Consider the following 15,493-nt stretch of genomic DNA (forward strand, 5'->3'; position numbering starts at 1 on the left):
TTCCCAACTCCCACTCTTGCGCAGCAGCGATCCGTTCGGCCGCCCCGTCGGGGCCGCGACCGCAGCGAAGCAGGCCGGGCAGCGCGCCGCCCGGCGAAGATTCCCTGAATTCGTCTGAAGCGGCGCGTGCGATGCCCCGGACAGGGGCGAGCGGCACGACGACCGAAACCGTCGCCACGTGCCGATACCCCGGAACCAAGCTTAACGCAGCGCCGAGGCGTCGGTGACAGCCCCGTCCGGAGAGTGATTCCCGGGGTGGGACCGGCCCCGCTCGCGGAGACGCGCCGCGCGAGCGGGCTCAGAGGATTCCGCGGCGCTCCGCCTCGAGGACGGCCGCCGCGCGGGATCCGACGCCGAGCTTGCGATAGATCGAGCGGAGATGCGCCTTCAGGGTGTTCACCGAGATGAAGCGCGACTTCGCGATCCCCTCCCGCGAGCTCCCGCCGGCGAGCTCTCGCAGCAGGTCGAGTTCGCGGGCCGTCAGCGCCTCGCCGCTCATCGGGAACACCTCGAGGCCGATGAAGGCCGCCGCCTCGCCGCGGGGCCACCGCTCGAGGCTCGTCTCGGCGAAGTCGCGGATCGGGCGCGGGAAGAAGTGCAGTTCGTCGGATCGCAGCCCGCCGGGCAGGCCGAGGACGAAGTCGAGGACCTCCCGGCACTCCTCCCGCTCGCCGAGCGCGAGGAGGCTTCCGGCCGTCACCGCGAGCCGCCAGATGTCGAGGGTGCGCAGACTCGCGGTCTGGTCGTGCAACCCCGCCAGCGGACGCATGGCCTCGCGGGGCCGGCCGACCGCCAGCTCGAGCACGGCCACGAACAGCCTGCTGATCGCGAGGGACGGGTCCGCGCGCTCCAGCCGCTCCCTGGCTCGCACGAAATCTCCGCTGCGGATCGCGTCCAGCCCGATGCAGAAGTGCAGCAGGCTGCCGGCGTAGCCCTGCCCGTCCGCGCGGGGGAGGGAGAGCCCCTCGAACAGCTCGATCCTCCGCCGGCCCTCCTCCTGCTTCCCCGCGGCATGCAGGGTCCGGTGCATCGCGGCGACGTAGAACGGCCACAGCTCACCGATGACGTGCAGCGGAACGGCCTCGAGCGCTCGCAGCGAGGCCTCGGGATCCTCCCCGTGCACGAGCGAGACGGCGATCGTGCGATGGGCGTCGATCGCCTCCTCCGCCCAGCTCGACGTACGGGGGAGATCGTCCGCCTCGTCGATCAGCGATCGCGCGCGCTCGGGGTCGCCGTACAGCGCCTCGAGGACGGCGAGCTTGACGCAGGCGTCCCGGGAGAGGAACCCGAGGTGGGAGATGACCGCGTGCATCCTGGCCTGGGTGAATCTCTCGGCTGCGGCGCGGAAGTCCCCCGCGAGCATCGCGGTGATGCCGTCCTGCACCGAGCTGAAGAGCGCCATGCCGCGGTAGACGTCGAAGAGCGGCTGCACTCGGCCGAAGCGCCGCTCGAGTTCGGTCGAGAAGCGCAGCGCCTCCACCGGCCGCCCCTGCAGCCGCAGGGCGAACATCCGCCCCATGAGCGCCACCGCGACCGCGCGACCGTCGCCGTCGGAGTCGCTCGCCAGGAGCTCGTCGTCGGCCGCCTCGGCTCGGCCGAACCCCGAGGCGCCCCCCGGGGACAGCATGGCGGCCGCCTCGCGGAGGAAACCGCCCCCGGCCACGCCCGCGCGGAGCAGCTCCGCGACCAGCGCGCCGAAGCGCTCGGGACGGAAACCGTACCAGGAGGCGAGCGGATCCTGCTCGAGCAGCTCGGCCGCGCGCTGGAGATCCCCTTCGGCGAAGGCCTCGTCGATGGCGTCGACGATCCGGCCGAGCGGATCGCGCTCGTCGCCTCGCGTCCTGTCCTCGTGGTCCCCCGAGTCTTCTCGGCCCACAGCGCCTCCCCGATGTCTCCGTCGCGCCCGAGGCGTTCCCGCCGCCCCGATGGTGCCGCCCCGTCGCCCCGACGGCACACTCTCCCCGAGAGTACCCGAAACCGCCCGCCCATCCCCGTTCCGTGACGACGCGGCGCCCCTGAGCCCAATCCCGCCCCCGACCGAGCCCTCCATCGACGTCGAGGAGCGCGGCGCTCGAGAGGCGCGCCCCCGCCTCGAGCGGCCGCTGCACCCCGGACTCGCGCCGCGTCCTGCGAGGGCAGAAATGATCCTTGATATCACCCTGAATGCTCTTGCGCCTGTGCTTTACTAAGTGAGGCGTATTCCGTCAATTACTTGTTCACGCTCGTTCTCACCACCGACCCGGGGGGACCGTCTTCGCACGCGGAGGCGTTGCAACGGTGGGAGGAACCGGGGAGGAAGCTGTGCCCATGCCACGTCCGTATTCTTTGGCGCGCCCACGTGGTGGGAAGTCGCTGCTCGCGAGATTGCTCTCGTCCGTCGCGCTGATCGGCCTGGCGCTCACCACGGTGGTGATCGCGCCCTCCGCCGCCGTCGCAGCGCCCGAGGACATCGACGTCGCCATCACCGAGATCGAGAACGGCTCGGGCCCGGGCGGACAGATCGTCGTCGGCGACAAGGTGGCCGTCCACGGCACCTGGGATGCGAGCACGGCCGATCCGCACGCGGGGGACACCTTCACGATCGGACTGCCGCCGGAGTTCGCCTTCGAGCTCCCGGGGGCTCCGTTCGAGCTCAGGGGCCCGAACGGCGACGGGGACACCGTCACCTGGGGCGTCTGCGAGGCGACCTCTGCGCAGCTCTGGACCTGCACCCTCACCGCCGAGGTCGAGGCGTGGGACGGCGTGAACGGCACCTTCGAGTTCGAGGTCGAGGCCGTGCAGTCGACCACCGAGGACCAGGTGAACTTCAACCTCAACGGCGAGGACGTCCCGGTCGACCTGCCCGGCGAGGGAGGCATCGACCCCGGCGAACAGCCCTCCGACTCGGTGGACAAGGACGGCGCGATGAACGCCGACAACTGGTCGATGACCTGGACCGTCGATCTCCCGGGCTCCCGGATGCAGGGGCAGGGCACCGTCGCCTTCACCGACACGCTCGGACAGGGGCACGTGCTCTGCGACCCGAGCGGCTTCAAGGTCGAGGTCGTCAAGGGCAGCTCCGTCACGGATGTGACCGGCATCGGCCAGCTCGTCGGGGATCCCGGCGACACGCAGTTCGACGTGGTGCTCACGGCCCCTGAGGGCGGCTTCGATCCGAGCGCCACCTACCGCGTCAGCTACCAGACCTGCACGCCCGACCAGGAGATCGACGCCCCGAACACCACGTACGAGAACTCGGCCGTGGTCGAGGGCTGGGACCAGGGCGGCACCGGCGTCGGCGAGGTCACCAACCGCCCCTGGCAGCAGGGCGTCTCGAAGTCCGGTTCGGTGCTCGGCGGGGCCGATCGCAACGGCAAGGTCCGCTGGACGGTGACCGTGGCGGGCGACAACCTCGAGACGAAGAACGGCTTCACGCTCACCGAATCGTTCAGCGGCGAGCACGAGCTGTGCACCGACACCATCTCGGGGATCCAGATCTGGGAGCAGTACGGCCCCAACCCCGGTTCGGCCCCCGGACTCCGCACGAACATCACGAGTCAGCTGACCCCGAACGTCGTCAGCCAGTCGAGCAGCGGCTTCGAGGTCGGCTTCACCATCAACTCGGCCCTCCAGTTCAAGCCTTCCGACTGGCGCTACATCATCACCTATGACACCTGCGTGACGACGGACGGCCTCCCCGAGGGCGGCACGCCGTTCACCAACGAGGCGGGCATCGACGGCACGATCGCGGGCCACACCGCCGAGACCCCCGGCCGCACCGACCGGAAGACCGGCGCCATCAACACCTCCGCGGTGACGATCGACGGCGTGGACCACCTCCCCCGGACCACCATCGACTGGACGATCACGGTCCCGGGCGAGAATCTCACCGCCGTCGGCGGCGACCTCACCGTGACCGACACCCTCTCCGGGGCGCATCAGGTGTGCGCCGTCGGAGACACGGGAGACGCCAAGCAGCGCCTGCGGCTCCAGGTGCAGGCACGGGACCAGATCCAGGGCGGCGGCCTGAGCACCGTCGATCTGACTGGCAGCGCCACCGCGACGATCGACCCCGCCGACACCGGCTTCACGGTCACGATCCCGCAGCCCGCGCTGCCCCAGCCGGGCGGCGGGACGGCGACCGGCTTCAGCCACGAGTACCAGTACGTGATCACCTACACGACCTGCAACCTGAGCGGCGGCCTGGACGACCGGGGCACCACCTACGGGAACAGCGCGGATGTCGCGGGCAAGACCTACGGTCAGACCGTCACTCAGGACTACCGCGGCAGCGGCACGGGAACCGGCGTCGCCCGCGGCTCCGTGGCGATCTCGAAGAGCCTCGCCGACACCCCCGGAGCCGATCTCGTGCCCGCCGGCACGGAGTTCACCGTGCACGTGAAGGAGTTCGCGCCGGGCGCGACGGATCCGACGATCGAGTACGACCTGCAGGTTCCGCTCGACGGCAGCCCCGTCAGCGGGCTCAACAACCGCGGCAACGGCTGGACGATCGAGATAACGGAGCCGACGTTCCCGGACATCCCGGGCGTGGTGTTCGGCGACCCGGTCTTCTCGGAATCCGCCGGCGTGACCGTGAGCGACGGCGGCAAGAAGGCGACCGCCGCCCTGACGCCCGCGGCGAACATCTCGGTCTCGCTCACCAACACGGCCCAGCTCGGTTCGCTGGAGATCGTCAAGGTGGTCGAGGGCCCGGCGGCCGCCGAGGTGCTGGCCGATCACGGCGACCGTGAGTACGCGGTCACCGCGGAGATCGAGGTGCCCGCCGGCGTCCCGGCCGAAGCGGATCGCGACTTCGACCTGAAGGCGGGCGAGCCCTACGAGCTCGCCGATCTGCCGATCGGCTCGACGGTCACATTCTCCGAGGTGCGACCGGCTACCGACGACCTCTTCACCTGGGGCGATCCGGTGATCAGCCCCGAGTCGATCGTGGTGACCGCCGGTCACGTCGCGGATCCCGCGACCATCACGGTGACCAACACCGTGGAGCGAACGGTCGGAACCTTCTCCCTCGTGAAGACGGTCACCGGAGCCGAGAGCGCCAACCCGGCGGTTCCGAGCACCGTCGAGGTGACCGCGACCTGGACCGAGGAGGGCGGCACCCCGCAGTCCAAGCCGCTGACGCTGCAGACCGACGGCACCCCGCTTCCGTTCGGCGAGGACCTGCTGATCGGCACCGAGGTGACCCTCACCGAGACGCCGCTCGCGGACGGCTCGGGCATCGCCTGGTCCGCTCCGATCTGGTCCGGCACCGGCGTATCGATCAGCGGAGACTCGGCCGTCGTGACCGTGGGCCGCACCGTCGATGCGCAGGTGACGCTGGAGAACCACGCGGCGACGTCGACGGCGGGCATCAGCCTGCTCAAGGCGCTCGCGGGCGAGGCCGCCGGAGAGGTCGATCCGACCACCGAGTTCCCGGTCACGGCGAGCTGGACCGATGGAGACGGCGCGCCGCAGTCGAAGGATCTGACGATCAACGCCGTGGAACCGACCCCGCTGGGCGAGGATCTCCCCGCGGGCACGGTCGTCACGATCACCGAGGGCGAGCGCCCCGGTTTCGACACCGTCATCTGGGGCTCGATCGTGATCAGCGGCACCGACGTCACCGATAACGGCGACGGCAGCGCCGAGATCGTCGTCTCCGATCAGCAGGGCGACGTGACGCTCGTGACGGTGACCAACGAGGCCACCTGGGCTCCGGGCACCTTCTCCCTCGCGAAGACGGTGACCGGCATCGCCTCGGACCACCCGGACTTCCCGGAGACCGTCACGGTCGTCGCGAGCTGGGTCGACGAGACCGGCCCGCAGTCCGCAGAGATCGCGCTGCCCACCGATGGAAGCGTGGTTCCGTTCGGTCGGGACCTCCCGCACCTGACGGAGGTCACCCTGAGCGAGGTGGAGCCCGAGGCCGGGCCCGCGTTCATCTGGGACGCTCCGGAGTGGAGCGGCAGCGATGCGCTCGAGGTGCGGCCCGACGGCTCGGCGGTGCTGACCATCGGCGCCGCGACGGTCGCGGAGCTCGGCCTGAGCAACAACGCGACGGCCCTGACCGGGAGCCTCTCCCTCATCAAGGAGCTGAGCGGAGACGCAGCCGAGGACGTGCCCGGAACCACCGCCTTCCCGGTGACGCTGAGCTGGACCGACCTGCTGGGCGAGACCCAGGAGCGCACGGTCGAGGTGACCGCCGATGAGCCGGTGGTGCTCGAGGATCTTCCTCTGGGCACCGAGGTCACGGTGTCCGAGGCCGACGGGGATCTCCCCTCGGGGGTCGTCTGGACGGGAGTGGAGTGGAGCTCCGACAGCTCCGGAGCGGCCGTGTCCGCCGATGGCGACGGCGCCGTGCTCACGGTGACGGGCGATCAGGGCACGAGCGCCGAGCTCACCGCGACCAACTCCTTCGAGCTCGACGCCACCGGAGGCGAAGGCGATGAGGGCGACGAGATCGCGGTGACCGGCGCCGGCTTCGGCCCGCTGCAGGCCGCCCTCATCGGCATCGTCGCAGCGGCACTCGTCGCCGCGGGCGCGGTGCTGCTGATCCGCAGCCGACGCCGCTCCGATGCGGCGGCAGCGCACCACGAGGAGTGACGCCCGGGGTGCGGGGTGCGGGCCTCATCGAGGGGCCCGCACCCCGCACCCGTTTCAGCCGTCGGAGCCGTCCGTGGAGCCGTCCGCGATGTTCCGGTGATGCCGGATCACCTCGGCGACCACGAAGTTGAACCACTTCTCGGCGAACTCCGGATCGAGGTGCGCGTCCTCCGCGAGCGCCCGCAGGCGCGCGATCTGACGCGTCTCCCGCTCCGGGTCCGAGGCGGGCATGCCGTATTCGGCTTTCAGACGCCCCACCTCCTGCGTGCATCGGAACCGCTCGGCGAGCATGTGGATGAGTGCGGTGTCGATGTTGTCGATGCTCGCGCGCAGGGCCTCGAGCCGATCCTGCGCGGTTTGCTCAGCCACGCTCGTCCCGATCCGCGGCGGGTCTCCCGCCATCGACGGGGTCGAGCAGGTCGTGACGCACGACCACCTGTTCGCGCTCGGGACCGACCCCGATCGCCGAGATCCGCGCTCCGCTCATCCGCTCGAGCGCCAGGATGTAGTCCTGAGCATTCGTCGGCAGCTCCTCGAAGCGCCGGGCCTCGGAGATGTCCTCGGTCCACCCGGGGAACTCCTCGTAGATCGGTTTCGCGTGATGGAAGTCGCTCTGGTTCACCGGCATCTCGTCGTGACGCACGCCCCCCACCTCGTAGGCGACGCAGACCGGGATGCGGTCCAGGCCGGAGAGCACGTCCAGCTTGGTCAGGACGAAGTCGGTGACCCCGTTGATCCGGGCGGCGTAGCGCGCGATCGGCGCATCGTACCAGCCGCAGCGGCGCGGCCGCCCGGTGGTGGTCCCGAACTCGAAGCCCTTCGCGCGCAGGTACTCCCCCGACTCGTCGAAGAGTTCGGTCGGGAACGGGCCGGCCCCCACTCTGGTGGCATAGGCCTTCACCACCGCGATGACGCGATCGATGGCGTGCGGAGGAAGCCCCGATCCCGTGCTGGCACCCCCCGCGGTCGCGTTCGACGACGTGACGAATGGGTAGGTGCCGTGATCGATGTCGAGCATCGTCGCCTGTCCGGCCTCGAAGAGGATCGTGCGCCCGTCCTGCAGCGCCTCGTGCAGCAGCAGGCCGGTGTCGCAGACCATCGGCTCGAGCAGCCCGCGGTACGAGAGGAGCTCGTCGACGACCTCGTCCACCCCGATCGCCCGGCGATTGTAGATCTTGACGAGCACCTGGTTCTTGAAGTCGAGCGCCGCTTCGACCTTCTGCCGGAGGATGCCCTCGTCGAACAGATCCTGGATCCGGATGCCCACGCGATTGATCTTGTCGGCGTAGGCCGGTCCGATGCCGCGCCCGGTCGTGCCGATCTGACGCTTGCCGAGGAAGCGCTCCGTGACCTTGTCGAGCGTGCGGTGGTAGGCGGTGATCACGTGCGCGTTGGCGCTGACCTTCAGCCGGGACACGTCGACCCCGCGCGCGCCGAGCGCCTCCAGCTCCCCCTTCAGCACCTCGAGGTCCACGACCACGCCGTTGGAGATGACCGGGGTCACTCCCGGGGTGAGGATCCCGGACGGGAGCAGGTGGAGGGCGTACTTCTCGTCTCCGACGACCACGGTGTGCCCCGCGTTGTTGCCGCCGTTGAACTTGACCACGTAGTCGACGCGGCTGCCGAGCAGATCCGTCGCCCGGCCCTTGCCTTCATCGCCCCACTGGGCGCCGGTGATGAGTACCGCGGGCATCTCAGCCCCTTCCTTCGACTCGGCACGTACCGACCCAGTCTACGACCTCTCAGCGGGATCCCGAGGATCCTGCGGCGCTGGGACCGGCGGAGCCGCCGTCCGCTTCGATGGCCTCGGCCGCGCCGGGGTCGGCGTCGCTCAGGAGCGCTCCCAGCCGCTCGACCTCCGTCGACTCTCCGATCCCCGCCGCGGCGCGGCGCAGGGCGAAGACGGCGCGCAGCACGCCCCGATTGGGCTCGTGCGACCATGGCACGGGCCCGGCGCCCCGCCAGCCGGCCCGCCGCAAGGCGTCGAGACCACGGTGATAGCCGACGCGGGCGAACGCGTAGGCCTCGATCTCGCGACCCTGCGCCGCCGCTCGCTCGGCGAGCGCCGCCCAGGCCGCGGACGAGTCGGGATGCGCCCGAACCACGGGCTCGGGATCGTCGGCCGCCGCGAGCGCCGCGGCGACCTCCGGTTCGGCGGGCAGAAGGGTCGGCTCCGGCCGGAGCAGGTTCTCGACCATCAGCGGAAGTTGATGAACTGCAGCGGCGTGTCGACGTCGGCGTCCCCCAGCAGGGCGATCGTCGCCTGCAGGTCGTCCCGGCTCTTGGAGCTGACGCGGAGCTCGTCGCCCTGGATCTGGCTCTTGACGCTCTTGGGGGCCTCATCGCGGATCAGCTTGTTCAGCTTCTTCGCCGTGGCCTGGTCGATGCCCTCCTTGAGCTTCGACTCGATCCGGTACTCCTTGCCGCTGGCGTAGGGCTCTCCGCTGTCGAGCGCTTTCAGCGAGATGCCGCGCTTGACGAACTTCGACTGCAGCACGTCGAGCACGGCGTTCGCGCGCTCCTCCGTATTCGCCTTGATGAGGATCACCTGATCGCCCAGGCTCACCTCCGCGCCCACGCCCTTGAAGTCGTAGCGCTGCTCGACCTCCTTGCGGGCCTGGTTGACCGCGTTCTCGACCTCCATGGGGTCGATCTTGCTCACGACGTCGAACGATGAATCAGCCATGACACCCAGGGTAGACGAAAGCCGCCGGCTTTCGCAGCCGGCGGCTTTCGTCTCGGAGGGTGGCGCGGCCGGCGCGAGGTGCCGGCCGGCGCGATCACTCCGCGTAGTGGGAGGAGAGGAACCAGCGATCCTTGTCGAGCTGCTGGGCCACCGCGATGACCAGGTCCTGGCTGACGGGGTCGACCTCGTCGAGTCCCTTCACCGCGTCGTAGACGGTTCCCAGCGTCGCGTCGATCTGGGCGACGACCTCGCGCACGGTGACCGGCGACTGCTGGAAGCCGTGGCTGAGCTCGGGCGTGCTGGTGCGAGCGGCGACGGTTCCGATGCGTCCGTCGACGGGCAGGCCGAGAGCGACGATCCGCTCGGCGATCGTGTCGGAGGCCTCCTGAGCGTGGGCGACGACCTCATCGAGGAACTCGTGGACTCCGATGAAGTTGGCACCCCGCACGTGCCAGTGCGCCTGCTTGCCGTTGACCGCCAGGGCGATGAGGTCGTGGACGACGGGGCTCAGATACTGCGCGACACCGCTGGGTCGGCCGAGATCGCCCTGTGCGGCGGGAAGTTGGGCCTCTTTCGTGGTCATGATTCGTGTCTCCCATCTTCGTTCGGGGCGGTGGTTCCCGCCTCCGTTACCCACAACGATACGCCTTCTGCGCCGACGCGCAAGCAAGTTAAGGCTTATCTCACTCCCAGAGAAACCCCAGTTCAGAGGGTATTTAGCTGAGGCTTACCGAAGTCTGGCGCGCGTCCGAGGCGGAGCGGTCCGACCGTGAGCGGCCAGGGATGCCCGGCTCAGTGCCAGTTCCCGGCATCGGGCTTGCGCAGGTCCTTGCGCGCTTCGACGTCCTCTTCGCTCGGGCTGCCCCCCAGTCCGACGAGCGCGACGGTCAGCAGCACCACGATGAAACCGATCCCGGCGAAGATGCCGGCCAGGGCGAGGTCCCGGGTCGTGAGCAGCACCACGAGACCCGCGAAGACCGCGAGCACCCCGGCGAACCCGACGAGTTCGAGGGGTCGGAGCCGATCGCGCCTGGTCGGGGTGACCGACGGCTGCGGATCGGACGGAGTGGGCTCGGTCATGCTGCCCTTTCGTTCGCGGCGTCGCCCGGGGTCGTATCGCCGCCGCGGTCCGCGTCGCCGCCGTGAGCTCGAAGGTCGAAAGCCGCGATGCCGAGAAACACCCCGCGGATCACGGCATAGGTGCCGAAGAAGCCGATGATCGCGACCGCGTCGTCGCGCACGATCAGCACTGCGACGGCGAGGGCGGCGCTCAGCAGGGCGGAGGGTATCGCGGCCCCTCCGGGCTGCGCGCCGCGCGTCAGCCGCATGATCGTGATGAGCGCGGTCAGCAGCGCCCAGACCGCGACGACGAGCGCGAGTCCCGCGGTGTCGACGACCGCGATCAGGGCCCCCGCCCCCGCGAAGGCGACCACCGCGCGGGCGGCCACCCACCAGCTCTCCGCCGTTCCGCGCAGGCTGAGATACTCGATCAACGTGCTCAGCCCGATCAGCGCGAAGGCGATGGTCATCACTCCGCGGTCGAAGGCCAGCTGCTCGTGGAGGGTGGCGCTGAAGGCGATGCCGAATCCGATGGCCAGCAGGGCGCCGGCGCGCAGGAGTTGAGCGGAACGCAGCCGACGCTGCTCCCTGGTCGTCACGCGGGGGTGCTCAGGGTTCCCCGATGACACGAGTCTGCCCTCTGCCTCCGACATTCCGCGTAGCTCCTTACCTCACGCCCAAGTCTATCGGTCGCGCCGAGGCTCGGCGTCCGCGCGTCGGCCGGGTCACGAGGGCATGTCCTGGAAGCGCGAGTAGTGGCCCTGGAAAGCCACGGTCACCGTTCCCGTCGGGCCGTTGCGCTGCTTCGCGAGGATCAGGTCGGCCTCGCCGGCGCGCGGATGGTCCTTCTCGTACGTCGACTCGCGGTGCAGGAGGATCACCATGTCGGCGTCCTGCTCCAGCGAGCCGGACTCGCGGAGATCACTGATCGCGGGCATCTTGTCGGCGCGCTGCTCCGACGCGCGATTGAGCTGAGAGAGCGCCACGACGGGCACCTCGAGCTCCTTCGAGAGCAGCTTCAGCGCGCGCGAGAACTCGCTCACCTCCTGCTGCCGGCTCTCGGACTTCTTGCCCGAGGAGAGCAGTTGGAGGTAGTCGATCACGACCATCTTCAGGTCGTTGCGCTGCTTCAGCCTGCGGCACTTCGCCCTGATCTCGACCAGCGTCAGGTTGGGGCTGTCATCGATGAACAGCGGCGCCTCGTTGACGCGCGCCTGCGTCGCCGCGAGCTTCTGGAAGTCGCGGCTGTCGAGCTGGCCCTTGCGCAGCGTCTGCATCGGTATGCTGGCCTCCGCTGCGAGGAGGCGCATCGCGATCTCGGCTCGGCCCATCTCGAGCGAGAAGAACACGGTGGTCGCCCCCGCGCCGACCGCCGCCGACCTCGCGACGTCGAGAGCGAGGGTCGACTTGCCCATGGCGGGCCTCGCCGCGATGATGATCATCTGCCCCGGAGCGAAGCCGTTGGTCTTCTCGTCCAGCTCGGTGAAACCGGTCGGCACGCCGAGCATGCCGCCGTCGTGCAGCTGCGCCTGCTCGATCTCGTGCACCGCCGCTTCGACGGCGAGCGAGAGGGGAACGTAGTCGTCGACCTGATCGGCCCCGGTGACCGCGTAGATCTCCGCCTGGGCGTTGTTGACCAGATCGATGGCCTCGCCCTCACCGGCGTAGCCCATCTGTGTGATGCGGGTGCCGGCCTCCACCAGGCGGCGGAGGAGTGCCTTCTCGGCGACGATCTCGGCGTAGAAGCTGGCGTTGGCGGCCGTGGGGACGATGCTCGTCACCGTGTGCAGATACTCGGCGCCCCCGGCGCGCTGCAGGTCTCCCGTCTTGCCCAGCTGATCCGTCACCGTGATCGCGTCCGTCGGCTCGCCCTGCGCGTACAGCGACAGGATCGCCTCGTAGACCACCTCGTGCTTCGGCACGTAGAAGTCCGGCCCGCGCAGCAGGCCGGTGACATCCGCGACCGCGTCCTTCGAGAGCAGCATCCCGCCGAGCACGCTCTGCTCCGCGAGCAGATCGTAGGGCGGCGTCCGCTCGAACCCGCGCGAGGGACCGTCGAAGCCGTCCTCGACGCCGGATAGGCCCAGGTGCGCGATAGACACGATGACTCCTTAACTCGCTCCCGGGCCGGCGGGGACCCGCCGACTCGGGAGTCCGACTCTGTTTACCGATTAGACACCCGACCACTGACTTCGACCCAAGCTAGGGGAGATGCGCGCCGCAGGCGAATCACGCTCGGTTCACCTGTGGATAACCAGGTGGATAACTCGGCCGATTTCCTCGCGTCTTATCCCCAGGCTTGGGGATAGCTTGTGGATTATCCGTCGATATAATCAAGGAAATCTCCCTGATCAGGTATTTCATCCATTCACAGTTGTGAAGTTGTTCAACTTTCAGTTGCGGGTTGAGGCTTGCCCGCCGCACCTCACTGTGGAGAACTAGTAGGCGGTTTCGGATTTGTCAAGCTCGATGAATCTTTCGTGCAACATCCGGACGCACACCGCTTGTTCACCCAATGGACACATTGGGTAAACGACTGGGGGACGGCGACCAGCGGCCGCCGTCCCCCAGTCGTCAGGGTGCTATCGCTTCGCGATGACCTGCAGGGTGACCTCCGCGTCGACGCCGTCGTGCAGATGGATCGTCGCGCGATACTCACCGGTCGACTTGATCGTCGGCACCGTGATCTTGCGCTTGTCGATCTCGGCGAGACCGGCCTCGGCGACCGCCGTCGCCACGGCCGCGGGCTTCACCGACCCGAAGAGACGACCCTCGACGCCCGACTTGGCGAACAGGCGGATCTTGCTCTCCTGCAGCTTCGCCTTCAGAGACTGCGCCTCCTCGACGGATGCCAGCGCGCGCGCCTCGCGAGCCCGACGGATCTGCGCGACCTGCGCCTCGCCGCCACGGGTCCAGTGCACCGCATAGCCCTGCGGCACGAGGTAGTTGCGGGCGTACCCGTTCTTCACCTCGACCACGTCGCCGGCCGAGCCGAGCCCCTGGACCTCGTTCGTCAGAATGACCTTTGCCATGATGCGCCTCCTCAGCGGCCGGAACCGGCGTAGGGGAGGAGCGCCATCTCGCGGGCGTTCTTCACGGCCTTCGCGATCAGTCGCTGCTCCTGCACGGACACGCCGGTGATGCGGCGGGCGCGGATCTTGCCGCGCTCAGAGATGAACTTGCGCAGCGTGGCGACATCTTTGTAGTCGATGACGCCGACGGTCTGCTTCTTCGCGGGTGCGGCGACCTTCAGATTCTTGCCGCGGCCCGGCTTGCGGCCTGCGCCGCTGGACTTGCCTGCCATGTGATTCTCTTTTCGTCTGCTGCCCCTGACGGGGCGAACGTGTGTTCGCCGCCCGGTCGCGCCGGGCGGGCATCTGCCTAGAAGGGTTGCTCGTCGTCGAAGCCCGAGCCGAAACCGCCCCCGGAGGCCTGACCGGATCCTCCGGCGTTGCCCCAGGGGTTCTCGTTCTGGGGCGCCGCGGGCTGGCCCCAGCCGGGCTGCCCGGCCGGCTGGCCGCCGCCCTGGCTGCGCGCCTGGCCCCTGGTCACCTGAGCCGTGGCGAAGCGCAGCGACGGACCGATCTCCTCGACCTCGAGATCGAGCGAGGTGCGCTGCTGCCCCTGGTTGTCGGTGTAGCTGCGCTGCGTCAGGCGACCCTGCACCAGCACGCGCGCGCCCTTCGTCAGCGAGGCCGCGATGTTGTCCGCGAACTCGCCGTAGGCGCGGCATCCCAGCCAGAGCGGCTCGCCGTCGGACCAGTCGCCCGTCTGCCGGTCGCGCACGCGCGGCGTCGAGGCGATGCGGAAGGTCACCCACGACTTGCCCGCCTGGCTGACGCGGGGCTCCGGGTCGGCAACGAGGTTGCCGACGACGGTGATCAGCGGTTCGCCGGCCATGGCTCAGGCTCCCAGCTTGGCGGCGCGGGCGGCCTTGGCCTGGTCGCGCCTGGCCTGATCCGCGCGCTGCGCGATGAGCTCGTCGGCCCGCAGCACCTTGGTGCGGAGGACGGCCTCGCTCAGCCCCAGCTGGCGGTCGAGCTCTGCGGTCGCCTCGGGCGTCGCGGTGAAGTTGACGACGACGTAGATGCCCTCGCTGTTCTTCTGGATCTCGTAGGCGAGACGGCGCTTGCCCCAGATATCGATGTTCTGGACTTCGCCGTCCGCCTTGCGGATGACGCCGAGGAACTTCTCGATACTGGGTGCCACGGTGCGCTCGTCGATACCGGGATCGAGGATCACCATGAGTTCGTACGGATGCATTACAGACCCACCTCCTTCGGACTTCGCGGCCGCAGGATCTCTGCGGCAGGAGGGTATTCATGCATGTTCCCGCTCGCGAGTGGATCGAGAGCAGACAACCTGTGAATCCTAACCCATGCGGCGGAAGACTTCAAGATGCCCGACGGGCTCGCGCTGGCCGCCGACATGGACGATCACCGGCCCCTCGTCCTCGTCCTCGACCGTCAGCTGCGTCCCGTGCGCACGCAGCGCCACGAGCTTGCGGTCGAGCCACGGCGCCGCGTCGTGGAGCTCGAGCTCCTCCCGCGGGGGAGGATCACCGGCCCGATCGGCGACGATCTCCCAGTACGGGAGCTCGAGCCCGTGCGCCACCGCACGAGCCGCCCGGTGGGCGAAGACGTGGTCGGGGTGGCCGTAGCCGCCCCGTTCGTCGTAGCTCACGACCGCCTCGGCATCCCATGCGACGGCGGCAGCGATCAGGTCGTTCAGCGCCTCCGCCGCCGGGGCTCGCGTCAGCGCCCCGACGGAGCCGTCCGAGGCGGCCGCGGCGAAGCCGTCCGGCCCCCACGCCATGCCCGAATCCTCGTACACGCGCGCGGGGAGTCCGGCGGCCCGTGCGGGCGCGCTCCCGAGGAAGGCGTGGCTGCTCACGCCGAGCGCCGCGAGCGCGGCGGCGAGCTCGCCCTCCCGGTGGGCCGCGAGACCGGCCGGGCCCGCGGACCCGGCGAACGACCCCGGCACCGCCTCGCCGCGCTCCCCTCGGCTCAGCGTCACCAGCAGCGGCTCACGCCCCGCCGCGGCGAGCGCCGCCAGCGTGCCGCCGGTCGCTATCGTCTCATCGTCGGGGTGCGCGTGGACGAACAGCACCCTCGACGCACCGTCGAACCATCCGGCGGGGCCGCTCATCCGCGCGCACCCCTCCCG

The 15,493-nt window shown here is 69.7% G+C and carries 15 protein-coding genes; 1 reads left to right on the plus strand and 14 read right to left on the minus strand.

The annotated features are described in order from the left end of the window. Positions 1–298: 298 nt before the first annotated feature. A complete protein-coding gene (locus J4H92_RS15695) occupies positions 299–1,876 on the minus strand; it encodes a LuxR C-terminal-related transcriptional regulator (protein WP_208096637.1) in 1,578 nt (525 codons plus the stop codon). Positions 1,877–2,307: 431 nt separating this feature from the next. On the opposite strand from J4H92_RS15695, the gene J4H92_RS04690 reads away from it, so the two are divergent. Next, on the plus strand, positions 2,308–6,582 hold the full coding sequence (locus J4H92_RS04690) for a DUF5979 domain-containing protein (RefSeq protein WP_208096639.1): 4,275 nt from the start codon (positions 2,308–2,310) through the stop codon (positions 6,580–6,582). Positions 6,583–6,636: 54 nt separating this feature from the next. Here J4H92_RS04690 and J4H92_RS04695 read toward each other — a convergent pair whose 3' ends face one another. From J4H92_RS04695 to J4H92_RS04755, 13 genes are all read right to left on the minus strand, one after another. Beyond that, complete coding sequence (locus tag J4H92_RS04695; RefSeq protein WP_208096641.1) at positions 6,637–6,984, minus strand: chorismate mutase; 348 nt, start codon at positions 6,982–6,984, stop codon at positions 6,637–6,639. Continuing rightward, a complete protein-coding gene (locus J4H92_RS04700; protein WP_208096643.1) occupies positions 6,944–8,275 on the minus strand; it encodes an adenylosuccinate synthase in 1,332 nt (443 codons plus the stop codon). Before J4H92_RS04700 ends, J4H92_RS04695 begins: the two co-directional genes overlap by 41 nt. A gap of 49 nt (positions 8,276–8,324) precedes the next feature. After that, entirely contained in the window at positions 8,325–8,780 is a 456-nt protein-coding gene (locus J4H92_RS04705) for a DUF3151 domain-containing protein (RefSeq protein ID WP_208096645.1), read from the minus strand. Then, positions 8,780–9,268, minus strand: coding sequence for a YajQ family cyclic di-GMP-binding protein (locus tag J4H92_RS04710; protein WP_208096647.1), 489 nt, complete (start codon positions 9,266–9,268; stop codon positions 8,780–8,782). Before J4H92_RS04710 ends, J4H92_RS04705 begins: the two co-directional genes overlap by 1 nt. A gap of 94 nt (positions 9,269–9,362) precedes the next feature. After that, on the minus strand, positions 9,363–9,851 hold the full coding sequence (locus J4H92_RS04715) for a Dps family protein (protein ID WP_208096650.1): 489 nt from the start codon (positions 9,849–9,851) through the stop codon (positions 9,363–9,365). A gap of 209 nt (positions 9,852–10,060) precedes the next feature. Continuing rightward, positions 10,061–10,348 (minus strand): ABC transporter ATP-binding protein, encoded by a 288-nt coding sequence (locus tag J4H92_RS04720; protein ID WP_208096652.1) that lies wholly within the window; start codon positions 10,346–10,348, stop codon positions 10,061–10,063. Beyond that, entirely contained in the window at positions 10,345–10,980 is a 636-nt protein-coding gene (locus J4H92_RS04725) for a hypothetical protein (RefSeq protein ID WP_208096654.1), read from the minus strand. Before J4H92_RS04725 ends, J4H92_RS04720 begins: the two co-directional genes overlap by 4 nt. Before the next feature lie 72 nt (positions 10,981–11,052). After that, the gene (gene dnaB / locus J4H92_RS04730) at positions 11,053–12,429 is read right to left on the minus strand and encodes a replicative DNA helicase (RefSeq protein WP_208096656.1); all 1,377 of its coding nucleotides are present in this window, start codon (positions 12,427–12,429) and stop codon (positions 11,053–11,055) included. A 480-nt stretch (positions 12,430–12,909) separates the two neighbouring features. Next, positions 12,910–13,359, minus strand: a complete 450-nt coding sequence (gene rplI / locus J4H92_RS04735) for a 50S ribosomal protein L9 (protein WP_208096658.1) — start codon at positions 13,357–13,359, stop codon at positions 12,910–12,912. 11 nt (positions 13,360–13,370) lie between these two features. Beyond that, entirely contained in the window at positions 13,371–13,631 is a 261-nt protein-coding gene (rpsR, locus tag J4H92_RS04740) for a 30S ribosomal protein S18 (RefSeq protein ID WP_208096660.1), read from the minus strand. 77 nt (positions 13,632–13,708) lie between these two features. Beyond that, positions 13,709–14,227, minus strand: coding sequence for a single-stranded DNA-binding protein (gene ssb / locus J4H92_RS04745; RefSeq protein WP_208096662.1), 519 nt, complete (start codon positions 14,225–14,227; stop codon positions 13,709–13,711). A gap of 3 nt (positions 14,228–14,230) precedes the next feature. Further along, the gene (gene rpsF / locus J4H92_RS04750) at positions 14,231–14,590 is read right to left on the minus strand and encodes a 30S ribosomal protein S6 (protein WP_208096664.1); all 360 of its coding nucleotides are present in this window, start codon (positions 14,588–14,590) and stop codon (positions 14,231–14,233) included. 108 nt (positions 14,591–14,698) lie between these two features. Continuing rightward, on the minus strand, positions 14,699–15,475 hold the full coding sequence (locus J4H92_RS04755; protein ID WP_208096666.1) for a PIG-L family deacetylase: 777 nt from the start codon (positions 15,473–15,475) through the stop codon (positions 14,699–14,701). Positions 15,476–15,493: the final 18 nt, after the last annotated feature.

Source organism: Leucobacter weissii, from assembly GCF_017565745.1.
Lineage (GTDB): Bacteria > Actinomycetota > Actinomycetes > Actinomycetales > Microbacteriaceae > Leucobacter > Leucobacter weissii.